Below are 23626 nucleotides of genomic sequence, written 5' to 3'. Positions count from 1 at the left end.
GGGTAGCAATGACGATCCGTGACCGGCTACCGGTCAGATCCGGCTCCGCACTGATACGGGAGAATCACGTCAAATCAAAGATTTTACCGGGGTTCATGATATCGTGAGGATCTAGCGACCGCTTGATGGATCGCATCAGGTCTACAGTGCCGCCGAGTTCCATGGGCAGATACCGCTTCTTGCCTTGGCCGACACCGTGTTCGCCGGTACATGTTCCATCCAAAGCGAGGGACCGGGCGTTCAACCGTCCGATGAAAGCTTCCGCGCGCTCGATCTCATGGGGATCGGCCATGTCCATCAGCACGAGTACGTGAAAATTGCCGTCCCCCGCATGGCCGACGATCGGCGCGATCAGGCCCGTCTCGATGATGTCTCTCTGCGTTTCCTCGACGCATTCCGCCAGCTTGGAGATGGGAACGCAGACATCGGTTGAAACCGCACCGGCACCCGGCCGAAGCTGCAGAGCCGCCCAATAGGCATTGTGCCGCGCCTTCCAGAGCCGTGCTCGCGCCTCCGGGTCCGTTTCCCAGGCAAAAGTGCCGCCGCCGCACTCTTCGGCGATGTCGGCGAAAAGGGCCGCCTGCTCGCGCACGCCTGCTTCCGTGCCGTGGAATTCGAGGAACAGTGCCGGGGTCTCCGGGTAGTTGAGCCCCGAATAGGCGTTGCAGGCCCGAATCTGCAAAGCATCCAGCAGTTCGATGCGGGCGACGGGTATTCCCATCTGGATCGTCATGATGACTGCCGAGCAGGCATCATGGATCGTCTTGAACGCGCATACACCACCGGACACGGCCTGCGGGATGCCGGCAAGCCGCAGCGTCACCGACGTGATGACGCCAAGCGTGCCTTCGGCGCCCACGAAGAGCCGCGTAAGATCATAGCCCGCGGAAGATTTGCGCGCGCGGCGCGCCGTTCGGATCTCTTCACCGCTTGCCGTGACGGCCGTCACCGCGATGACATTGTCCCGCATCGTGCCGTAGCGCACCGCGTTGGTTCCGGATGCACGCGTTGACGCCATGCCGCCGATGCTCGCATTGGCGCCCGGATCGATGGGGAAGAAAAGGCCCGTATCGCGCAGCTGGGCATTGAGCGCTTCGCGCGTAATGCCGGGTTCGACCGTGCAATCCATGTCTTCAGGATTGACCTCGATGATGCGGTTCATCCGCGACATATCGAGCGAGATCCCGCCATTCGGCGCATTCACATGACCTTCCAGCGAACTGCCGACGCCGAAGGGAATGATCGGAATGCGGTGGGCGGCCGCGATCTGAACGACTGTCCGCACATCCTCCGCACTTTCGGCGAACACCACGCCGTCGGGCAGTTGCCCGGCGATATAAGTCGTGGTGTGCGCATGCTGCGCCCGCATCGCCTCGCCTGTCTGCAGCCGATCGCCAAACCGATCGCGCAAGGTCTGGAGCACCTCGCCGATCGCTGTCTCGTCCCGTGCGCCCGATCGGATATCCGCCAAAGCCACTGATCGTCCCTCCACCCCAATGCAATTGCCTGCCTTGCCGGCACGGCCTCGACCGTTAAAGTGTCATCTGCACCTTGATACAATCGAAGCAGCGGGACGATCCATGCTTTTTGATAGTCCGGTCCTCGCTCCGCCCGAGGAAGTGCGCCAGGAGTGGATCGACTTCAACGGTCATCTCAACATGGCCTACTACAACGTCCTCTTCGATCACGCGGTCGACCACCTGTTTGCCAAGCTCGGCTGCGGGCCGGAGTATGGAGAGCAGCGCAAGCTGAGCTTCTTCACGGCCGAGGCGCATGTCCGTTATGTCAGGGAACTGCATGCGGGCGACATGACCCGCTGCTCGCTGCAACTCGTGAACCACGACGGCAAGCGGCTCCATCTCTATCAGGAACTGGTTCACGCCGATGGCTGGCTGTCGGCCACCAGCGAAACGCTGCTGCTGCACATCGACATGAGCGTTCGAAAGGTGGCGACCATTCCGGATGATATCCGCGAGAAAATTGATGCTCTTGCCGCCGCCCACCAGTCGCTGCCGCAACCAGCCACGATCGGTCGCGGCATCGCATTGAAGCGGCAACAGCCTTGAAGGCGATGTTTGCGCCAATGGTCTTGTGGAGGCAGCATTGAAACCTGTGCTGCCGGATTACATTGCCGGACTTCCGCGTCTGCTGAAAAGTTGGATCGCACCGAACTTCCACGCCTTTCGCCGCGATCGACTTTCCCTTCTCTGGCTCCTGTCGCTTCTGATCGGTATCGGGGTCGCTCTTGCTGCAATTGCATTCCGCGAGGCGATCGGCCTCGTCCAGCTGTTGTGGCTCGGCGATCGATCGGAGCGTGTTTTGAGTGCCGCGCGTGAGGTTCCTGCCTACGTCATCTTCCTGGCCCCGGTCGTCGGCGGCCTCGTCGTCGGAGCGATGCTGCATTATTTGATGCCCTCGAAGCGCACGCAAGGCGTGGCGGACGTGATCGAGGCACGGGCAATGTCGGGACGGCCCATCGGCTTTCGCGAGGGGCTTCTGTCTTCGATCATCACCGCGATCTCGCTCGGCAGTGGCGGCAGCGCCGGACGTGAGGGACCCGTCGTCCACCTCGGCGCGACCCTTGCAAGCGGCATCGCACGGCATCTTTCGCTGCCGGAGTGGAGCCGCCGCACGTTGCTGGGCGCGGGCGTTGCGGCGGCGGTCTCGGCAAGCTTCAATGCCCCGATCGCAGGCGTCCTGTTTGCTCATGAGGTCATTCTCGGCCACTACGCCATGCGTGCCTTCGTGCCGATCGTCATCTCCTCGGCGGTGGCGGGCGTTCTGTCGCGCGTCTATTTCGGCGATGCCGCCGCCTTCATGCTGCCGGCCTATGGCATCACATCCTACTGGGAGTTCCCAGCCTTCGCCCTGCTCGGCGTCGTCTCGGCCCTTGTCGCCATCGGCTTTCAATTCACCTTGTTTTCAGCCGATTTCCTTGCGCGGCGGATGACGGTGCCGCTTTGGACGCGACCGGTCATCGGTGGTGCCGCGATTGGCCTGATCGGCATGGTGCTGCCGCACGTACTCGGCGTCGGCTACGAAGTGACTGATCTGGCGCTGTGGGGGCAGTTGCCACTTATACTGATGCTGGTCCTCATCGTGGCGAAGACGATCACGACCGCAATCACGCTTGCCTCCCGCTTCGGCGGCGGCATTTTCTCGCCTGCTCTCTATCTCGGCGCGCTGACCGGCGGAGCGTTCGGCATCGTTGCGGCAGCCCTCTTCCCTGACCTCGCTTCGAGCCGGTCCCTCTACGCCATCCTTGGCATGGGCGCTGTCGCCGGCGCGGTCCTGGGGGCGCCGATCTCCACGACGGTGATCGTCTTCGAACTGACCGGCGGCTATGCGCTGTCGGTCGCGCTGCTGCTGTGCGTCGCGATCGCCCATGGCATCAACCATGCGCTCCACGGCCATTCCTATTTTCAGTGGCAATTGGCGAGCCGCGGTATCTTTGTGCAGGATGGGCCCCACCAGACCTTGCGCCACGCGATCAAAGTCATGGACTTCATGACGCCAATAGAGCCGGACAGCGAAGGCTCGTTCGACCGCGAAAAACAGCCGGATGCCCTGAAATCGTCCGACACGTTGGAGCGCGCCTTACGTCTCTTCGACCATGGCGGCCACTCCCGCCTCCCGGTGCTCGACGAGAAGAGCGGAACGACCCTCATCGCATGGGCAAGCCAGATACAGGCACTGGAGTATTACAACGCCAGACTGGTTGCAGCGAGCGAAGAGGAGCACCGCTAGTCAGCGGCGCTCCTGCCGGTCTTGCTAAGTGTTGCGCATGGCCGCGGCGGCATCGAGCTCGCCGAGCAGCTTCACTTCCTCTGCTGCGCGCGGCTTGCTGAACCGGGCCAGCAGCAGATAGGCGACCGGCGTGACGAAGAGCGTCGCTGCAACGGCAAGACCCAGCCCCCCCACGATAATCCAGCCGAGAGCGATGCGCGCTTCCGCGCCCGCGCCTGACGCCGCCACGAGCGGCACACCACCGATGATCGTTGCGATCATCGTCATCATGACCGGACGCAGGCGAATGGCGCAGGCCTGTTCGATGGCCTGGCGCACATTGCGCCCCTGGTCGCGGAGCTGGTCGGCAAATTCCACGATCAAGATGCCGTTCTTGGCCATGATCCCCACCAGCAACACCAGACCGATCTGGCTGTAGATGTTGAGGCTGCCTCCGGTCAGCACCAGCGCGAACACCGCACAGGCGAGCCCGAGCGGCACGGTCGCCATGACGATCAGGGCGCTGACGAAGCTCTCAAACTGGGCCGACAGCACCAGGAAGATGATCAGGATGGCGAAGCCGAAGGTAATCAGCATGCCGCTGGAGTTTTCCTGCAGCGTCGCCGCCTCGGCCAGCGGGATGATGCGTTCGCCGGCCGGGAGGATCTCGTCCGCCATCGCCTGAACTTCGCTCAGCGCTTCCCCGAGCGGGAAATCTCCCACCAGCCCAGCGTTGATCGTGATTGAGCGCAGTTGACGCTCGCGGTCGAGAGACGGCGCGATCGCCCGTTCCTCCACCGTCGCGATGGTGGCCATCGGCACGTTCTTGCCGTCGGCGGTGCGGATGAAAATGTTTTCCAGATCCGTCGGGTCGTTGATCGGGTTGGTGGTCGATTCGATCAGCACCGGAACCGCGCGACCATCGACGAACACATCGGCGAGCTCCCGCCCATCGACCATCGCCTGGATCGTGTCCGAGAGGCCGGTGATGTCGATACCGAGATCGTAGGCGCGATCACGGTCGATCGACACATAAAGCTGCGGCTGCGTCGTCTCGAAGGACTGCCGGACCTGGTTGAACCGTGGATCTTCCTCCAGCCGCCGCACGATCTGATCGGCGGAGTCTGCGAGCGATTCGTAGGTGTTGCCCACGATCGCGAACTGAAGGCCGTTGCCGGCCCCGCGGATGCCGAGACTGTTCGGCTGGATTGCAAAGGCACGCACCGACGGCACCTGCGCGACGGCCGCGTTGATGTCGGCCACGATCATGGCCTGGGAGCGCTCGCGCTCGCTCCAGGGCGCCAGCGTCATCACCACGAACGCGCTGTTCGGTTCGCCGCCCTGCCCTGTATTGGTGAAGATGTTGCGGATTTCGCCGCTGTCCATCAGCGGCTGCAGCGCCTGCTCGATCTTGCGAACCTGCACGCCCATGTAGTCGAGGCTGACACCCTGCGGTGCCGAAACGCGCATCAGCGCGAACGAGCGATCTTCCGCTGGCGTGAGCTCCTGTCGCACGCCACCCAGAGCCAGGAGCGACGCCCCGAGGAACAGCACCGACACCAGCACGACGATAAATGGCGCATTGAGGCAGGTCGCCAGGGCCCGATTGTAGAGCTGCGCACCCGCGCCCGCGATGCGCATCTTCAACGATTTGCGACTGCCTTCCATGTGCGGCAGCGAATCCTTCGTCAAAAGCAAGGAAGCCAGCATCGGGCAAAGCGTCAGCGCAACGAGCGATGATAGGGCCACGGCAAAGGCGAGCACGAAGCCGAACTCGCGAAAGAGACCACCGGTCTGGCCAGGCAGGAACGAGATCGGCACGAAGACCGCTGCAAGCGTCGCTGTCGTGGCGATCACGGCGAAGAACATTTCGCGCGTCCCGATGACCGCTGCGGCGCGGCGGCCAACTCCTTGGGCGCGACGCCGGACGATGTTCTCAAGCACGATGATCGCATCGTCCACCACAAGCCCCGTCGCAAGCACGATGGCGAGCAGGGTCAGGATGTTGAGCGAGAAACCCGCAAGATACATTGCTGCGAGCGTACCGATCAGCGCCACCGGAAGCGTCAGCATCGGGATCAGCGTCGCCCGCCAATCCCCGAGGAAAAGGAAGATGACGACCAGCACGGCGACGACCGACACGGCGAGCGCAAGCTCGACCTCGTGGAGCGCACCTTCCACGAAGACGGCGTCGTCGCTGGTGATCGCGATCTGCACGTCATCCGGCAGCACGTCCGCCTGCAATTGCGCGACGGCAGCCGCGACACCCGACGAGATGTTCAGCGTGTTCGACTGCGCCTGGCGGATGATGCCGAGGCCGACACCGGTCCGGCCGTTCGATCGAAGGCCGCTCGCGCCGTCGTCGGCGGCAAGCGTCACGGTCGCCACATCGCCAAGCCGCACGCGGCCATCGATGTAGAGCTGCTCGAACTGTTCGGGCGTCGTGACATCGGCCGTGGCACGGACAACGAGGTCCTGGTTGGCGCTCGATAGCGAGCCGGCCGGCACGTCGTATGAAACGGAATCGAGAACCGCCCGCATACTGCCGACCGTCAGGCCGCGCGCAGCGAGCTTGGTCTGATCGACATCGACGCGGAAGATTTTCTGGCGGTCGCCATAGACCTGAACGTCGGCCACACCTTCCACGGCGGCCAGTCGGTTGACGACTTCGTCTTCCACGAGGATCGTTAGATCCTCGATGTTCATGGCGTCGGCCGTCACCGCCAATCGCATGATTGCCTGGGCGTTCGCATCGGCCTTCACGATGATGGGGTCGTCGGCGTCATCGGGCAGCCGCCCAAGCGCGCGCCCCATCGCATCGCGCACGTCCGACGCTGCGACATCCAGGTTGACGTTGTCGTTGAACTCGATCGTGACCCGACTGTCGCCGAACTCCGACGACGAGGAGATCGACCGAACGCCGGAAACGCGGGCGACCGCACCTTCAACGACTTCGGTCACCTCACGGTCCATCGTCTCGGGCGCAGCGCCTGTGAACGAGGTACGCACGGTGATGACGGGACGGTCTACATCTGGCAATTCGCGGATTTCGATGCCGACGAAGGCAGCAAGCCCTGCAACGATGATGAGCGCGTTGAGCACGAACGCGAAGATCGGGCGGCGGACGAAAAGCGCGATGCCGCCGGTGGAGCGGTTTGCAAAAAGAGCCTCTTCCTCGCGGTCGGCCAGTTGTTCGGCCGCGCGCTTGTCGTCACTGGGGCGAATCTCCGTTGGGCTCATCAAATGCGCTTTCTCGGAACGATGTCTCGGGGCTGATCTCGAAACCTAGACGGGTCCAGGATCGAGGCGGCGAACAATTGGAGGCTTTCAAGAGCCCGACGGTGCGGCGGAAGGCGTGACCGGATTATTTCGTGCAACCGGAAGACCATCGCGGCCGACCGCGACCGCATCACCGGCTTCTTCACCGGCATCATCCGTCACGGTGACGACTTCGGCGCCATCGCGCAGCTGCATCAGGCCTTCTACGACCACGTTGTCGCCTTCCTTCAGCTCGGCCTCGACCAGAATGGAATCCGAGTTGCGCTGAACGATGCGGACAGGCACGCGCTCGCTGCGACCGTCCACCACGCGCCAGACGAACGAGCCTTCCGCGCTCCACTGCAGTGCGAGCGGATCGACAGTCGGGAAGTCGTCACCATCGAAGGTCAGCTCGACCGAAAACGACATGCCGGCGCGGAGGCGGTCGTTCTCGTTCGGAATCGACGCCCGAACCCAAAGCGTGCGGCTTTGAAGATCGACGCGGTTGTCCACTGCGCTGATCTCGCCTTCATGCACCTGATCGGGGCTCGAAATCGCGTGTGCTCTGACAGGCAAGCCGACGTCGATCATGTTGGCGAAACGTTCGGGCACCCAGAAATCGACCAGCAATTCCGAGCGGTCGTCGATGCGCACGATCTCCGTGGTGGTCGTGACGTAGTCGCCGGGATTGACCGAGACGATGCCGATGACGCCGCCGATCGGGGCAGTGATCGAGCGGCGCGAGAGATTGAGCTCGGCTTCGCGCAGCTGGAGACGTGCGGTCTGCACTGCAAGCTCCGCCTGCGTGATCTCGACATTGGCGACGGACGACGCGGAGGATTCGCGCAGCGTCCGGCGCCGCTGCAGCGTGGTTTCGGCATCTTCCAGGTCAAGGCGCGCCCGTTCGACGGCGATGGCCTGCTCGTCGGAGGCAAGCTGTGCGATGACGTCGCCTTCTTCGACCGATTGTCCCGACTGAACGAGGACTTCTTCGAGGTTACCCGTCACATAGGGCGTGACGTTGACTGTGCGCACGGCCTCGCCATTGCCGATCGCCGACAATCGGTCGTTGACCTGTGCCCGGCCCGCGGGTTCGGTCATGACAAGCCGCGCCTGCGAACCCATGCCGCCGCGACCACCGGCGCCGGGAGCCCCACCAGGGCCCGCGGCAGGTGCCGATTCCTCAGCGCCGGTCGCTGCAAGCGCGGTTAAAGCGGGATGCGCCAACCCGACCTGCTCAAGCCTCGTCACCGCACTCGGATCTAGCTTCAGCCAAGCGAAACCGGCACCCGCCACGATGATGAGGGCCACAGCCCCCTGCTTGAATGCTGACATTGATGATCCTCAAACCGCAAAAACGGAAGGTTGTTCGCTTGCTGCACTGCAAACTTAACACGCAAATGAAATTCTACAGATGTGCGATAGGACGGCGAACCTGAACGCACTCTGAAGAAAGATAGCCGCACTATCGCGTAACCAAGAGGATGACGAGAATACGTCGACACCAATGCGCCGGTTCAGGCGCGATCATGGTCGATTTTGCGCCGAATTGACAATGTATCGGCCATTTTCTGGCCTCAGAGGCGATTTGGCGGCCCGTTCAATTGCCATAACTTTTCCGTGAGTGCGTCGATCGGCGTTGTCCAAACGACACACCAGCTGCGTTCAGCCCGAGAATGCCTTGAGCATGGCCTTCGTCAAAGACTGGCGCCAGCCTGCCGCGTCCGCCCAAGGGTCTGGCGCTTCCAGACGCTCGGGCATGTCGTACAGCCGGAACGAGTTGGCCTCCTCCAGACCCGCCAACTCTTCCCAGGAAACCGGCGTTGCCACCGGCGCACCCTCGCGCGAACGTGTCGAATAGGGTGCAATCGCCGTGGACCCCCGCTCGTTTCGCAGCCAGTCGATGAAGATGCGCCCCTTACGCTTCGCCTTGGACATGGTCGCGACGAACCGATCGGGCTCCTCCTCGGCAAACGCCGTTGCAAAGCTCTTCGCAAAGGCTTTCACCTCAGTCCAGGTTGCCCGCCTTTGCAGCGGTACGATCACGTGCACGCCCTTGCCACCGGTCACCATCGGTACGCTCTGCAACTTCAACTCCGCGAGCCGGTCGCGCATGGCGAATGCAGCCTCGCGCACATCATCGAAAGTCAGCCGCTCGTCGGGATCGAGATCGAAAACCATGCGAACCGGCTTTTCGAGGTCGGTCATGTTCGAGCCCCAAATATGGAACTCGAGCGTTCCCATCTGGACTGCGGCGACGAGGGCCTCGGCGCTGTCGAGGACCATGTAATCCTCGGTGTCGCCGGAATTCTCCTTGATCGGCACACGCTTGATCTCGGCGGGGAACCCGTCGCTGGCATGCTTTTGGAAGAAGCACTGCTTGGTCCGTCCCTGCGGGCAGCGCACAAGCGACACGGGATGACCGGCAACGAAAGGCAACATCCGGTCCGCAGCCACCGCAAAGTAACGAGCGAGGTCGATCTTGGTAACGCCCTGCTTTGGAAAGACCACGCGATACGGACTGCTGATCTTGATGCCGAGCACTTCTTCCGAAGCCGCGCTCTTGGCGCGCGCATTTTGTTTGGGCGTGATGGGCTCGTCGTCCGCGCTCACATCCGTCCCCTTGTCTGAAGATGCACTTTCGAGCGTAATGTCGTCCGCCGCCTTGTCCTCGCGCAGGCCAAGAAATGAGCCATGGCGGATGTGCCCGTCATCGGTCAGCTCCGCATAGTCGACCTCGGCAACGAGGTCGGGCGTTACCCAGACGGCGTCACGACGGAACTGTGCGTCGACACTTTCGAAGGGCATCGATTTGCGGGCGCGCTCCTTTAATAGCGCGCCGAGTTCCTCGAGCGTCTCGCCTGTGAACCCGGTGCCGACACGCCCGCGATAAACGAGCTTGTCGCCTTCCCGCGTTCCAAGAAGAAGCGAGGCGAAAGCCCTGCCGCGCTTGTCGGATTTCGAATAGCCGCCGATCACGAATTCCTGCCGCTTGGTGCATTTCACCTTCAGCCATTCGCGTCCGCGACGGCCGCGATAAGGCGCATCCGCCTTCTTCGCGATGATGCCTTCCTGACCAGCCTTGCAGATGGAGCGGAAGACGCTCGGACCATGGCCGCGCACATGCTCGCTGTATTGCACCACCGGCGAGCCCGCACTTTCAGAGATCAGCGTCGAAAGCGCCGTCTTGCGATCGATCAGCGGATCCTTCTTCAGATCCTTGCCGTTCAGCGACAACAGATCGAAGGCGAAGAAACGCTTGGCATCGCCGCTCTTGATCGCCTTTTGCAGTGCCGAGAACGCCGAGCCGCCATCCCTGATGTCGCTTGCCATCACCTCGCCGTCGATCAGCGCGCTCTTGCAGTTCAGCCCTTCGAGCGCCTTGGCGACGTCCGGAAACTTGTCCGTCCAGTCCAAACCGGTGCGGGTGTAGAGAGCGACGCCTTTCCCGCCGATCGCCGCCATCAGGCGATAGCCGTCGAACTTCACCTCGTGCAGCCAGTCGTCGCCCTCGGGCGCGGCATCCACGAGCGTCGCCAGCATCGGAGGCTCGAAGTCCGGCATCGCGATGTTGGATGATCGCTTGGGGCGCTTTGCCTGCGCCGCTTCCGTCTTGGCGGTCTTGGCTGCCGGTTTCGCGTTTGACGACCATACGGCATCGGCGGACGCTGCGATCTCCTCCATCGACCGGCCGGACGTGATGCTGGTCATGTTGGCGGTGGTGATGATGTCGCCCGTTTCGCCTTCGAAGCTTTCGGCCACGGCGTCCCGCTCCTTGATCAGAAGCCAGTTGTCGCGCTTCTCGCCCTTGCGCGGCTTTATCCGGACGAGAGCCCAGCCGCCCGTCATCCTCTCGCCGTGCAGGTTGAAGTGTAGCTTGCCTTCCTTGAGGCCCTCTTCCGGGTCGTGCAGCGGCTCCCACGTGCCCTGGTCCCAGAGCATCACGGTGCCCCCGCCATATTCCTTCTTGGGAATCACGCCCTCGAAATCGCCATAGGACATCGGATGATCCTCGGTCATGACCGCGAGCCGCTTGTCTCCGGGATCGACGCTCGGGCCGCGGGTGACAGCCCAGCTCTTCAGCACCCCTCCCCATTCGAGGCGCAGGTCGTAGTGCAGACGCGTCGCGTCGTGCTTCTGCACAAGAAATCGGAGCTTGTCCTTCCGCGTCCGCGCCTTCTTGCCCTTGGGCTCGCGTGTGCGGGTGAAATCCCGCTTGGCGTTGTAGGTTGAAAGCGGATCAGCGGACGCCATCGATCAGGGCCCTCAAGCCGATTTCTTGCGTGGAGCGGCCTTGGGTTTCGCCGCAGCTTTCGTCTCCGTCTTGGTGGAACGAGAGGCGCTTGGTTTCGCGGCCGCGGCCTTCTTCTTGCCGTCGGACGTTTCCAGGCTCTTCTTCAGAGCCGACATCAGGTCGACGACATTGTCGCCGCCCTTGGCCTGCTTGTCGTCGTCGCCCGTGTCGATGCGCTTCGACGTCTTGCTCTTCGTCTTGGAATCGATGAGATCGCGCAAGGCGTCGGCATAGTGGTCCTTGAAGACTTTCGGATCGAACTTCGCGGTCTTCCGGTCGATCAGCGCAGTCGCCACTTCGAGGAGTTCCTCGTCTGCGCCGGCCCCGCTGATTTCAGAGAACAGCGGATCTGCCTTTCGGATCTCGTCAGCATAATGCAGCGTCTCCAGCAGCAGACCATCGCCACACGGCCGGATCGCACACAGATATTCGTGGCCGCGCATGGCAAGCTGGCCGAGGCCCACCTTTTCGGATTTGCGGAGCGCATCGCGGACAACGCGGTAGGCGTCCTCAGCAAGTTCATCGGTCGGCACGACGTAGTATGGCTTGTCGTAGTAGAGCGGCGAAATCTCGCAGGATCCGACGAACTGGACCAGTTCGAGCGTCTTTCGCGTCTCGAGCTTCACCGCTTCTATCTCGTCTGGATCGAGCAGCACATAGTTGCCCTTGTCGTACTCGAAGCCTTTGACGATCTCGTCGGCATCGACCGGGCCGTGCCCGTCGACGACCTTTTCGTAGCGAATCGGCTTGCCTGTCGGTTCATGGATCTGGCGGAAACTGATGCGGGCGCCCGTCTTGGTGGCGCTGTACAATTCAACCGGGATGGAGACGAGTGAAAGGCGCAGCTGGCCTTTCCACATTGCACGTGCAGCCATGGCATTCCCCTTGACGCGAGACAGTTTTCAACAAAACGCTAATGTGACGTGCACGTTCCCCCGGTCGCAAAAGAGCTGGCGATCACGACTTCTTCTTGTTCGGCAGCTTCTCGCGCTTGGTCTCTGCCAGCTCTTCCAGTTGCTTTTCGGTCATGGACTCGACCATGTCCTTCGAAGCACCCTTAAGATCGGATTTCTTGGTGTCGCCGCGCTTGGCAGAGAGCGCCGCACCGGCGGCTTTCTGCTGGGCTTTCGATTGTGCAGGCATCGTCGATCTCCGGGAAGCAGTTTGGATCTCCTGAAAATCCGCACGCGCACGAATGTTCCCGGGCGCCGATGGAACAATCGATGCGATGCTGAATTTCAGCGGCGATGGAAAGCATCATCGCCGACATGACCCACTCGACCTTCCTTCCGACGCCCGTCATCTGGGCACGGTTCGTCGGAGCGCTTCTCTTCGGCGCCGTGATCGGCTTCGAACGGGAATTAAGGTCACGTCCGGCAGGGCTGCGAACCCACGCGCTGGTGGCCGTCGCCGCCAGCGCCTTTGCAATACTCGCAACCGAAGTCATCCACTCCGAGAATCTGGGCGACAATGACGTTCAGATCGATCCGTTGCGCGTCATCGAAGCGGTCACTGCGGGCGTCGCGTTCCTCGCAGCCGGATTCATCGTCTTCGCCAAGGGCGAGGTCAAAGGTCTCACGACCGGTGCCGGCATCTGGCTCGCCGCCGCGATCGGCCTTTCCATCGGCTTCGGCTATTGGATGATCGCTCTACCGGCCACGATCCTCGGCGTTGTGGTGCTTGCACTTCTTCGCCGATTCGAAGGTTTCGTCGAATTGAAAGCACCTAAATGATAGAGCGTATTTCAGCTGAAGAGCATGCTAAGGCAGCGCGTCTCATCTATGTGAGCGACGAAACACCCGGCTTTCGCCGCCGCAAGGCCGGGCGGGGTTTCTATTATGTAACGCCGGAGGGCGACAAGCTCGGCGCCGGCGATCATATCGATCGCATTCGGTCGCTTGCTATCCCGCCTGCCTACCAGGATGTCTGGATCACGGTCGAACCGCTTGGCCATCTTCAGGCTACGGGGCGCGACCAGCGCGGGCGCAAGCAGTATCGATATCACCCAAAATGGCATGAATCCCGCGACGCGACGAAGTACGGCGAACTCGCCGCCTTCGCACAGCTGTTGCCCACGATCCGCGAACAGGTGGATGCTGATCTTCGCCGCCGATCACTGTCCTATGAGAAGGTCACGGCATCGGTGGTCTGGATGCTGGACAATCTTCTGATCCGTGTCGGCAACGAGATTTACGCAAAGCAGAACAAGAGCTTCGGCCTGACGACGCTGAAGAAGCGTCATCTCGATATTTCTGGCTCTGTCATGCGGTTCCGCTTCAAGGGCAAATCCGGTAAAGAATGGAACCTGACCCATACCGACCGGCGGATCGCCAAGATCATCCGAACCATCCACGAACTGCCCGGCCATCAGCTCTTTCAGTATGAGACGGGCGATGGTGGACGCTCTACGGTCAAGTCGGATGACATCAACGCCTATCTGCGCGAGATCACCGGCTCGGAGCTGAGCTCCAAGCTATTCAGGACGTGGTCCGGCACAAGGCTGGCCGCCATTGCCTTGTCGGAGCTGGAAGCCCCTACCTCAAAGACGGATGCATCCCGCAAGATCAACGCAGCTGTCGACGCAGTCTCGTCGCGTCTTGGCAACACTCGCGCGGTCTGCCGCCGGTGTTACATCCATCCCGCAGTGATCGACGCATTCGAGGAAGGCTCGCTGAAAGATGAGCTGAAAGCCATCCGCCCATCGCGTGGGGCAGCGTCGGAATGGATGGACGACACCGAGCTTCGGCTGATGCGCTGGCTGGAAAACCAGCGCGGCTGAACCGGGAACGAATCCCCGTTCAACCACTTCGACCAGTTGCCGGATCCGGGCTCTCAGCTAGATGGATCGTCAGGCGGGCGTCGCTAGCTTTTCTCTGAAAAAGTCCAGCGTCCGCTCCCAGGCCACCGCCGCCGCGACAGGGTCGAAACGGGCGCTCGACGTGTCGTTGTTGAAGGCGTGGTTTGAGCCCTCATACATGAACAACTGATATTCGACGCCGTGTTCCTTGAGGGCAGCTTCATAGGCCTCGATGCCGGCATTGATGCGATCATCGAGCCCTGCATAGTGCAGCATGAGTGCCGCGCGGATATTCGGCACCTGATCAACGGCGGCCTGCCGACCATAATAGGCGACGCCCGCGACGAGATCCTCCGAAGCACCGGCCAGATCATTGACCATGCCACCGCCCCAGCAAAAGCCCACGGCCCCGACCCTTCCGTTGCTGCTTTCATGGCCTTCGAGGAAGGCAAGGGTTGCTGTGGCGTTGGCGATGGTTTCGGCAGCATCGAGTGCACCGATCATTTCGCGGGCGCGGTCTTCATCTTCCGGCGTTCCACCATCCGGCGAAAGGAAATCGGGGGCGAGAACGAGGAAGCCCTGCAGCGCGAGCCGCCGTGCGACATCGCGGATATGGGGGTTGAGTCCGCGGTTTTCGTGAATGACGATGACGGACGGCATGGGGTTTGCGGCGTCGCGCATGCGCACCAGATAGCCTTGCATCTCGCCATTGCCGCCCGGATAGGTAATGTCTTCCGCCACCAGGCGATTATCATCCTCCGGCACCTGCTGCGCCGCCGCGTTGCTTGCGGCCAGCATCGGCGCAATGGCAGCGGCCGCCGCTCCCGAGCCGGCAAGCTTGGTCAGCTTCTCCATGAACCCACGCCGGTCGAGGGTGAGATGGGTGTACTCGTCATAAGCGGAAATCATGTCTTGGGTGATGGTCGGGCGGGTCATGCTCTTCCTCCTGCGCGTGTCATAATGACAAGCATAGGCTGCAATTAGGGCCACAACCCGATCCGACCATTGCCCCCACCCGACGATCCCTAGCGGCAGATCCCATCCGTTTGCACGAGGCCCCACCCGAACACCTCGTCGCGCCCGGGAGCGCCGAGATCGGCAGCCTGCGCTGCAAGTGCCGAAACGAGCTGCGCGCTCGGCGTTTCCGGCTCGCGTGCGCGCGCAACGGCCAACGCAGCCGAAACGAACGGAGCGGCATAGGATGTACCGGATCGGAAGCGCCCGCCGCTCACGGAAGCGGCAGTCCACAGCTGAACGCCCGGCCCTGCAAAATCGATATGCGGTCCATTGACGGCGCGCCGATAGACACGTCGCTCGCCATCCACCGCGGTGACGGCCACCACACCTTCGTAGGCTGCCGGGTAAAGAGGCTCCGACCGGGGCCCGGCATTGCCGGCCGCCGCGACAAGAATGACGCCGCGCTCGGTTGCAGCAGCCGTCACGCGCTCGAGCACACCATTGGACGGCCCGGCGAAGCTCATATTGATGACGGAGACGTCCTGTCGAACAAGTTGGTCGATCGCGCGCGCGATGTCGAAGGTGTCGGCGCGATCCTCACCATCGCTCGCCCGATGGAATGCCTCTGCCGCCACCAGCCTCACGCCGCTCAGGAGACCGGGCGTACGCGTGTCGCTTCCGCCGGCGAGAAGGATCGCGATTGCCGTACCATGAACGGCGCTGCCGACCATGCGATCCGCGGCCAGGACTGGCACCTTGTCCAGTGCGACACCGGCCAGCGCCGCATGCTCGGCATTGACCGTCGTGTCGATCATCCCGATCGTCACCCCTGCCGGGCAGGCCCGCGCGTCGTCCGTCCAGCCGATCAGCTGGAATGCCTGGCAGTCGCCATCGGCGCAGGCGAGTTCGCCCGGCTCATAGAGATGGTTGAGGTCGAAGATTGCGCCCGGAACGAGACCAGTGATCTCGGCTTCGGCTTGCGCCACGCTTCGGTTCGGCGGCAACGTGAAACGCCCAAGCTCCAGCGTCACGATACCGATCGAGGCACGCTCGATAAGGGCGTAGCCCTGTGCTGCGATGAGGTCGAGACCGCCTGCATCCGGCGTGGCGACGACGATTTCCGGTCGCGGCGGCGCCGGCCGGGATACGACGCCCGAACCACTGCCAGATCCCGCCGAACCAGCCGAGCCGTCAGAAGCGCGGGCCCGCGTCACACCCGTCAGAAGGGGAGCCGCATACACCGCCGAGGCAGCAAGACCCATGCGCCGCAACACCATCCGGCGCGTTAGGCGCTGCGATCGAGAGGAAGGCGGTGATGTCATGCTATCTCCTGTTGCCGTGAGGCGCGGCGCTCTCAGAGCGATAAAGCTCGCAGGAGAACGCGTGACGGCGTGCCTTTATTCCCCGTTCTCTTCCGCGCTCAACCCGAAACGATCGACAACGCTCGGCTGGATCAGCTTGGAGTGCAGCGTGAGCAGGATCAGATCGGCATCCACGCCCTCCCCAGCTTCCAGCGCGGCATCGATGCGAGCTTCGATTTCTCGGGCGCGATCCGGGCCAACTTCCCCCTCGAACGTCTCATGACCGAGCAGGCAATAGGCAACCAGATCTGCGACATGGGGATAGGTGGCAACGTCGGCGTATCGTCCGCCGTTGTCATCCTTCAAGAGATTGGAGATGGCGAGTTTGGCGCCCTCAGGGACGAGCGCCGGATGCAGGCCAGCTCCTCGGAAGGCAGCATCCAGTTGGCGGAGATCCTCAGATCGGCCGAAAAGCCCGAACAAACCCATGGATGATCCGCGTCGTGCCATGTTCGGCCTCCTTTGGGACATGTGTGATGTCGCCTTGGTCGAGCGGACTTAAAACGCTAGCTAATTCATCCAAGCGAGTAAAGTTCCGTAATAAATTGTTTCATTTCGTTACCGTCAATTGATCGGACCGTTACCGAACCAACCCGGATGTGCACCGTTCCTCCAGCATCGATCTGCCGATAACAAAATCGTGAAATCGCATCAGACGGATGCCGGCCGATCATAAAGAGGAGAAGACCATGAAACGCACGCTTCTTACATCGGTCGCCCTGGGGGCAATGTTCGCCGGCGCAGCCTTCACCAACCCCGCAATTACCGACAGCATTGTCGGCCCGGCAGCCGCTCAGACACAGCCTGCTCCGGGCGCTGACGCGACGACGGATCAGCCGGCAGAAACGATGGACGACGCTACCGACAGCATGGGCGAAGCCGCCGATGATGCAGGTGACGCGGCCAGCGACGCTGCGGAAGACGCCGCCGACACGGTCGATAACGAGATGGAGCCGGATGCCGATATCGAGGACGGCGATGAAGTTTCTCCCGTGACCACGACCGGCGACACCAACGATGCAAATGACGGCACGGTCGACGACGCAGACGCCAGCCAGGAAGCTGACGAAATGCTTAGCGACACGGACGACACGACGACGCCCGACGCTGGCGCAGCCGCTCCCATGACGGACGACAGCGCTTCGATGGACGCACCGTCCGGCGAAATGTTCATCACCATGCAGGAGCAGAACGAAGTTTCGGCCAATACCTATATCGGCCAGTCGCTCTACAACATGGAAGACGAGTCGATCGGTTCGATCACCGATCTGATCTTCTCCGATGACGGTGGTGCGCGCACGGCAGTTGTCGGCGTTGGTGGCTTCCTCGGCATTGGCCAGAAGGACGTCGGCGTAAACTTCGACATGATCACCATCGAGCAGCAGCCGGACTCCACCGATGTCCGACTGGTAATCGAAGCTACCCGCGAAGATCTGGAAAACGCTCCGGAATTCATGGATCTCGATGATCAGGCATCCGAGCAGGACGCCGAGATGGCACCGGCAACCGATACGGGCGGCGCCATGGATCCTGCCACGGCACCTGCACCGGCTCCGGCGCAGTAAAACCTGCAACGAAGGGTCTGAATGGAACCGGCGGTCGCAAGACCGCCGGTTTTTCTATGCAATGTGGTCACCGAGGTCGATTGCTGGCCTTCGACGCCCGAATCACTACATTGGTGGCCATGATCGACAGCAGCGACGATATTCCTTTCTTCGGCGACAGCGAGCCGGTAAAGCGCCCCTCCGGCTTGGCGGCGCGCGCAATGGCCGCGCGCAATCAATCGGCACCGGCCCCTGATTATCTGATTGGCCTCAACCCCGAACAGCGACAGGCCGTCGTCACGACCGAAGGCCCCCTGCTGGTGCTCGCGGGTGCCGGCACGGGCAAGACGCGCGTGCTGACCACGCGTATCGCCCATATCCTGGCGACAGGCCTCGCCTTCCCGTCGCAGATCCTGGCGGTGACCTTCACCAACAAGGCTGCCCGCGAGATGAAGGAGCGGGTCGGCATGCTCGTCGGCGGTGCCGTCGAAGGCATGCCCTGGCTCGGCACCTTCCACTCGATCGGCGTGAAGCTTCTGCGCCGCCATGCCGAGCTTGTCGGGCTGCGCTCGGATTTCACCATTCTCGACACCGACGATGTCGTGCGCCTGATCAAGCAGTTGATTCAGGCCGAAGGTCTGGACGACAAGCGCTGGCTCGCCCGCCAGTTCGCGCAGATGATCGACGGCTGGAAGAACAAGGGTATGGCGCCGCACGAGATTCCCGAAGGCGACGCACGTGCCTTCGCCAACGGCAAGGGCCGCGAGCTCTATGAGGCCTACCAGAACCGCCTGAAGACGCTGAATGCGTGCGATTTCGGTGACCTGCTCTGCCATCCGATCCGCATGCTGAGGGCGAATCCGGATGTGCTGGCGGATTACCACCGCAAGTTCAAATATTTGCTGGTCGACGAGTATCAGGACACCAACACGGCCCAATATATGTGGCTGCGCCTGCTAGCCCAACGCCCCCAATCAAAGGAACCAGGCCAGCGCGGCGGCAGCGTCAATGTCTGCTGCGTCGGTGACGACGACCAGTCGATCTATGGCTGGCGTGGTGCTGAGGTGGACAACATCCTGCGCTTCGACAAGGATTTCCCGGGCGCGACCATTATCCGCCTGGAGCGCAATTACCGTTCGACAGAGCATATCCTTGGTGCAGCTGGCCATTTGATCGCGCACAATGAGGGGCGTCTTGGCAAGACGCTGTTCACCGAACAGTCCGACCCGGAGCACGAAAAGGTTCAGGTTCACGCCGCGTGGGACTCCGAGGAAGAAGCCCGTGCGGTCGGCGAAACGATCGAGCAGCTACAGCGCCCCGACGCCAATGGCCGCCGGCACAATCTGAACGACATGGCGATCCTCGTGCGCGCCTCGTTCCAGATGCGCGAATTCGAAGATCGCTTCGTGACGATGGGGTTGAACTACCGCGTCATCGGTGGACCGCGCTTCTATGAGCGGCAGGAAATCCGCGATGCGATGGCCTATTTTCGCGCCGTCTGCCAACCTGCCGACGATCTCGCTTTCGAGCGGATCGTGAACGTGCCGAAGCGCGGCCTTGGCGACGCAACGATCCGCCAGCTGCACGATTACGCCCGCGCGCGGGACATCCCGATGATCGCCGCCGCGCGCGATCTCGTCGAGACCGAAGAATTGAAGCCCAAGGCGCGCAAGAGCCTGCGCGACGTGGTGGAGGGTTTCACCCGCTGGTCGGCAGCACTCGAAAACACGCCGCATACCGAGCTGGCCGAACGGATTTTGGAGGAGTCCGGCTACACCGAGATGTGGCAAAACGACAAATCCGCCGAAGCGCCGGGTCGCCTGGAAAACCTCAAGGAACTCATCCGCTCGATGGATTTTTACGAGTCCATGCGCGGCTTCCTCGAACATGTCGCGCTCGTTATGGACGCCGAGCAGAACGAAGACATGGATGCCGTCAGCATCATGACGCTGCACTCGGCCAAGGGCCTCGAGTTCGAAACGGTTTTCCTGCCGGGCTGGGAAGAAGGTCTCTTCCCGCATCAGCGCTCGCTCGACGAAGGTGGCCGCTCCGGCCTCGAGGAAGAGCGGCGGCTCGCCTATGTGGGTCTGACGCGTGCCAAGAAGCGTGCGCATCTGTGGTTCGTGTCCAACCGGCGCATCCATGGGCTGTGGCAATCGACTATTCCATCGCGCTTTCTCGACGAGTTGCCGGAAGCCCACGTCGAGGTGGCCGAAGCGGAAATGTCCTATGGCGGCTACAACCGGTTTGGTGGCGGCTCGTCCGGCTTCTCGGCGGGACGGCAGAACCCCTATGGTGCGTCGCGCTTCGACAACCCGGAAATATTCGCCTCGACCTATGAGACGCCGGGCTGGAAACGCGCCCAGGCGAACCGCACCGATGCCACCGATCGCAACTGGGGCAGCCGCTCCGGCCATCAGGTTGAGCGTGTCGGTTACGGCGAAAGCGGGCCACGCGGCGTGCGCACGATCGAAGGCGAGCTCGTCGCGAAATCGACGACGGACACACCCAGCGCCTTCTCCATCGGGGATCGCGTCTTCCACATGAAGTTCGGCAACGGCAATGTCGCGGCGATCGAAGGCAACAAGCTGACGATCGATTTCGACAAGGCCGGTCAGAAGCGCGTGCTTGACGGCTTCGTCACACCCGTCTGAGCACAAATCTAAGAACGCCTTCCGCATCGGCCGTTGGAACCGGATGCGCGAAGGCGCGTTCTTGAGCACTTCATGCTAAAACAACTGCTTAAGGACCACCGATCATGAACCGTGCCCTTCCCATTCTGCTTGCCGCGCTCGTCGGCCTGGCTGCTTGCGGTGACGATCCCAGCCAGACCGGGAACGCCACGGCTCCCGGCGTCGAAGACAACGATACGTCGCGCGAAGCCGGCGAAGCCATGGACGCTATCGGCAATGCCGCGCGCGAGACGGGCGAAGCTGCCCGCTCTGCAGCCGAGGACGCGGCCGATGCCGTCGGCCCTGCCATCGATCGTGCGGGTGAAGCTGCACGTGATTTTCTGAATTCCGCCGAAGACACGGTGAATGACGCGACCCGCTCGGCAGCCTGCCAAACGGCACGTGCGGCCGAGGACCAGGAAGGCATTCGCGCCAACTGCTGATCCAGATGAGGCGAAGGCGGCCGCAGGTGTGCGACCGCCTTTCGCATCGTCATGCTTGAGAAGATTTACTGGCTTTCGACCGCGCGCAGCGGAGGAGCCGACCGTGGGGCTTCGCGTCCCAATCCCATGGACTTTGCCAGTTGGGAACGCTTTGCGGCGTAATTCGGTGCAACCATTGGGTAATCGGCCGGAAGACCCCAACGAGCGCGGTATTCTTCGGGTGAAAGACCGTATTGTGCAGCCAGATGGCGCTTCAGCGATTTGAACCGGCGGCCGTCTTCCAACGAAATGATGTATTCCGGAGTCACCGATTTGGCGACGGGGACGGCCGGCACAAGCGGCTCGGCAGGCACTTCGCCGGCGGCCAGTTGATCGAGCGATGCATAGACGTTTTGCAGCAGAGCCGCCAATTCCGACGATGGAATGGAGTGTTTGCCGACATATGCGCTCACGATCGCGCCTGTCAGTCTTAGTTTATTTTCATTATCAATCTCGGACATGCCGGGACTCCCAATATGACGCAGCATTCCGCTTCAGAGTACTCGTCACAGTTTAGCCGCCCAGCCCGACAGCATAGATTTTATCACCAGCCCCCATGGTTTGACACCCATCAAATATAGCAGGTTACCAAAGGTTTATCTTGAACAGGCCTGCGTGGGCGAGCGGTCCCGATTCGGCACATCCCAAGCCAGTGTCTCGCAGGATGAGCGCGCCTGCCCCAAGAAGAGCGCCGAATCAGAAGGCGCACATCCATTTCCGTTCGACGGCGCTGATCCGCGCTTGTACCAAAGCGGCAGAATTACCGCCTTGACGGGTTGTGCAATCTGGCCGCTAATTCTTGCACCCGGTGGTGGAGCACCGGTCTTGGGAGGAAAACATGAAGACCAGATTGATCTGTGCCGCCTTGGCGGCAAGCGCTGCCTATTGCGTGCCCGCTTTCGCACAATCCAACGACACGCTGGAGCGGCTTGGCAGCTTCCGCACCACCGGCACCACCGAGTTCATTACCGTCGATCAGAACAGCGAAAGTGCCGATGCGATCCGCTTGACGCTCGAGCGCATCGAACTTCCCGACGGGTTCTCCATCGATCTCTATGCCCTCGTGCCGGATGCCCGTCACATGGCCGTCGGACCGCAGGGCATCGTCGTCTTCGTCGGCACCCGCAAGACCGAAGTCTGGGCCGTCACCGATCGCGACAAGAACCGCGTCGCGGACGAAGTGAAGAATTTCGCGCCGTCGCTCGCCAAGGCGATCCCGAACGGGCCCTGCTTCTCTCCTGAGGGCGTGCTGTTCATCGCCGAGCAGAACCGCGTTCTGCAGTACCCGGCCGCTGAATTCTTCTACGAGAGCCCGGACGTCGTCGCCGTCCCGGTCATCGCCGATGGTGAACTCGTGCCGGAAGAGGAAGTCAGCTACAACCACACCGCGCGCGTCTGCGACATCGGGCCGGACGGCAAGCTCTACGTGTCGCTCGGCCAGCCCTACAACGTGCCGCCGGCTGAAAAGATGGATCTCTACAACGAGCAGGGCATCGGCGGCATCATTCGCGTCAACCAGGATGGCTCGGATCGCGAAGTCTACACCCACGGCGTGCGCAACTCCGTCGGCCAGGATTTCCACCCCGAGAGCGGCGAACTCTGGTTCACAGATAACCAGGTCGACGGCATGGGCGACGACATCCCGCCCGGTGAGATCAACCGCCAGACCGAAGCCGGCCAGAACTTCGGCTTCCCCTGGTATGGCGGCGGATCGATCCGTACCAACGAGTACAAGGATGCCGAGATCCCGGCAGACGTCGTGATGCCCGTCGTCGAGATGGAAGCGCATGCAGCCGACCTCGGGATGATGTTCTACAGCGGAAACCAGTTTCCGGATGAGTACAAGAACGGCATCTTCTCGGCCCAGCACGGGTCCTGGAACCGTACCGAGCCGGTCGGGGCACGCGTGATGTTCACCCCCGTCGATGCCGAAGGCAATGTCGGCGAGACCGTACCGTTCGCCGAAGGCTGGCTCGACGAGAACGGGGAATATCTCGGCCGTCCGGTGGATGTGGCGCAGCTGAGGGACGGGTCCATTCTCGTCTCGGACGACCTGGCAGGCGCGATCTACCGCATCTCCTACGAGGCGCCCCAGGCCCAGTAATGCGTTCCGGCGGCGGGCAGCATCATGCCCGCCGTCCTTCTCAGCCAGGATCAAAAACATGCGTTACATCGTTGCTTCAACGGCACTTATCGCTGCCTGCTCTATCGCCTCCCCCTCACTTGCGCAGGATGCCGCATCAGGCCGCACGTTGGCTGGCCAGTGCCGGACATGCCATGGTCTCGACGGCATCGCGCAAATCCCGATCGCGCCGAACCTCGCCGGCGAAAGCCAGATCTATCTCGAAAAGCAGTTGAAGGCCTTTCGCAGTGGCGAGCGTGAAAACGAGATGATGAGCGTCGTTGCCAAGAACCTGACCGACGAACAGATATCGGATCTGTCGGCCTGGTATGCCTCCATCAAGATCACCGCGACGATGCCTGAATGAGACTTGCGATCCAGCGTCAAAATCGCCACATGCGATAGATAACGTT

Annotated in this window: 19 protein-coding genes; 9 read left to right on the top strand and 10 right to left on the bottom strand. The window is 62.1% G+C overall.

The window, feature by feature from the left end; genetic code table 11:
• Nucleotides 1–64: 64 nt before the first annotated feature.
• Entirely contained in the window at nt 65–1477 is a 1413-nt protein-coding gene (locus tag PU133_RS08400) for an FAD-binding oxidoreductase (protein WP_404864263.1), read from the bottom strand.
• Between the two features lie 103 nt (nt 1478–1580).
• On the opposite strand from PU133_RS08400, the gene PU133_RS08395 reads away from it, so the two are divergent.
• On the top strand, nt 1581–2066 hold the full coding sequence (locus PU133_RS08395) for a thioesterase family protein (RefSeq protein ID WP_404864262.1): 486 nt from the start codon (nt 1581–1583) through the stop codon (nt 2064–2066).
• Between the two features lie 46 nt (nt 2067–2112).
• Nucleotides 2113–3747 carry a chloride channel protein gene (locus PU133_RS08390; RefSeq protein WP_404864483.1) on the top strand — a complete coding sequence of 545 codons (1635 nt, stop codon included), beginning with the start codon at nt 2113–2115 and terminating at the stop codon, nt 3745–3747.
• Between the two features lie 24 nt (nt 3748–3771).
• Here the strand turns inward: PU133_RS08390 and PU133_RS08385 are convergent, their stop codons facing one another.
• The 5 genes from PU133_RS08385 to PU133_RS08365 all read right to left on the bottom strand — a co-directional run bounded on the left by PU133_RS08385 (nt 3772) and on the right by PU133_RS08365 (nt 12421).
• Nucleotides 3772–6966: an efflux RND transporter permease subunit gene (locus PU133_RS08385; protein ID WP_404864261.1), complete on the bottom strand. Its 3195-nt coding sequence runs from the start codon at nt 6964–6966 to the stop codon at nt 3772–3774.
• An 87-nt stretch (nt 6967–7053) separates the two neighbouring features.
• Nucleotides 7054–8319, bottom strand: a complete 1266-nt coding sequence (locus tag PU133_RS08380; RefSeq protein WP_404864260.1) for an efflux RND transporter periplasmic adaptor subunit — start codon at nt 8317–8319, stop codon at nt 7054–7056.
• A 330-nt stretch (nt 8320–8649) separates the two neighbouring features.
• Entirely contained in the window at nt 8650–11238 is a 2589-nt protein-coding gene (gene ligD / locus PU133_RS08375; RefSeq protein WP_404864259.1) for a DNA ligase D, read from the bottom strand.
• Nucleotides 11239–11250: 12 nt separating this feature from the next.
• Nucleotides 11251–12153, bottom strand: coding sequence for a Ku protein (locus tag PU133_RS08370; protein ID WP_404864258.1), 903 nt, complete (start codon nt 12151–12153; stop codon nt 11251–11253).
• An 82-nt stretch (nt 12154–12235) separates the two neighbouring features.
• Nucleotides 12236–12421, bottom strand: a complete 186-nt coding sequence (locus tag PU133_RS08365) for a DUF3008 family protein (RefSeq protein WP_404864257.1) — start codon at nt 12419–12421, stop codon at nt 12236–12238.
• Nucleotides 12422–12525: 104 nt separating this feature from the next.
• On the opposite strand from PU133_RS08365, the gene PU133_RS08360 reads away from it, so the two are divergent.
• On the top strand, nt 12526–13011 hold the full coding sequence (locus PU133_RS08360) for an MgtC/SapB family protein (protein ID WP_404864256.1): 486 nt from the start codon (nt 12526–12528) through the stop codon (nt 13009–13011).
• Nucleotides 13008–14057 carry a DNA topoisomerase IB gene (locus PU133_RS08355; RefSeq protein ID WP_404864255.1) on the top strand — a complete coding sequence of 350 codons (1050 nt, stop codon included), beginning with the start codon at nt 13008–13010 and terminating at the stop codon, nt 14055–14057. The genes PU133_RS08360 and PU133_RS08355 overlap by 4 nt, the downstream gene beginning before the upstream one ends.
• A gap of 69 nt (nt 14058–14126) precedes the next feature.
• On the opposite strand, the gene PU133_RS08350 is transcribed toward PU133_RS08355, so the two are convergent.
• From PU133_RS08350 to PU133_RS08340, 3 genes are all read right to left on the bottom strand, one after another.
• The gene (locus tag PU133_RS08350; RefSeq protein ID WP_404864254.1) at nt 14127–15011 is read right to left on the bottom strand and encodes a dienelactone hydrolase family protein; all 885 of its coding nucleotides are present in this window, start codon (nt 15009–15011) and stop codon (nt 14127–14129) included.
• Between the two features lie 89 nt (nt 15012–15100).
• Nucleotides 15101–16354, bottom strand: a complete 1254-nt coding sequence (locus tag PU133_RS08345) for a S8 family serine peptidase (protein ID WP_404864253.1) — start codon at nt 16352–16354, stop codon at nt 15101–15103.
• Between the two features lie 75 nt (nt 16355–16429).
• Complete coding sequence (locus PU133_RS08340; RefSeq protein WP_404864252.1) at nt 16430–16843, bottom strand: hypothetical protein; 414 nt, start codon at nt 16841–16843, stop codon at nt 16430–16432.
• Nucleotides 16844–17082: 239 nt separating this feature from the next.
• Here PU133_RS08340 and PU133_RS08335 point away from each other — a divergent pair, with 239 nt between their 5' ends.
• The 3 genes from PU133_RS08335 (at nt 17083) to PU133_RS08325 (ending at nt 21052) form a co-directional block, all read left to right on the top strand.
• Nucleotides 17083–17958, top strand: a complete 876-nt coding sequence (locus PU133_RS08335; RefSeq protein WP_245451484.1) for a PRC-barrel domain-containing protein — start codon at nt 17083–17085, stop codon at nt 17956–17958.
• Nucleotides 17959–18077: 119 nt separating this feature from the next.
• Nucleotides 18078–20591 (top strand): ATP-dependent helicase, encoded by a 2514-nt coding sequence (locus tag PU133_RS08330; RefSeq protein WP_404864251.1) that lies wholly within the window; start codon nt 18078–18080, stop codon nt 20589–20591.
• A gap of 104 nt (nt 20592–20695) precedes the next feature.
• Nucleotides 20696–21052, top strand: coding sequence for a hypothetical protein (locus PU133_RS08325; protein WP_404864250.1), 357 nt, complete (start codon nt 20696–20698; stop codon nt 21050–21052).
• Between the two features lie 65 nt (nt 21053–21117).
• Here PU133_RS08325 and PU133_RS08320 read toward each other — a convergent pair whose 3' ends face one another.
• Complete coding sequence (locus tag PU133_RS08320) at nt 21118–21552, bottom strand: MucR family transcriptional regulator (RefSeq protein WP_126009480.1); 435 nt, start codon at nt 21550–21552, stop codon at nt 21118–21120.
• Between the two features lie 377 nt (nt 21553–21929).
• On the opposite strand from PU133_RS08320, the gene PU133_RS08315 reads away from it, so the two are divergent.
• Together PU133_RS08315 and PU133_RS08310 are read left to right on the top strand one after the other, a co-directional pair.
• Complete coding sequence (locus PU133_RS08315; RefSeq protein ID WP_404864249.1) at nt 21930–23195, top strand: PQQ-dependent sugar dehydrogenase; 1266 nt, start codon at nt 21930–21932, stop codon at nt 23193–23195.
• 58 nt (nt 23196–23253) lie between these two features.
• Complete coding sequence (locus PU133_RS08310; protein WP_404864248.1) at nt 23254–23580, top strand: c-type cytochrome; 327 nt, start codon at nt 23254–23256, stop codon at nt 23578–23580.
• Nucleotides 23581–23626 lie beyond the last annotated feature (46 nt).

It is taken from the genome of Georhizobium sp. MAB10 (assembly GCF_045012825.1).
Lineage (GTDB): Bacteria > Pseudomonadota > Alphaproteobacteria > Rhizobiales > Rhizobiaceae > Georhizobium > Georhizobium profundi.
This window is presented reverse-complemented; position numbering and strand designations above follow the sequence as displayed.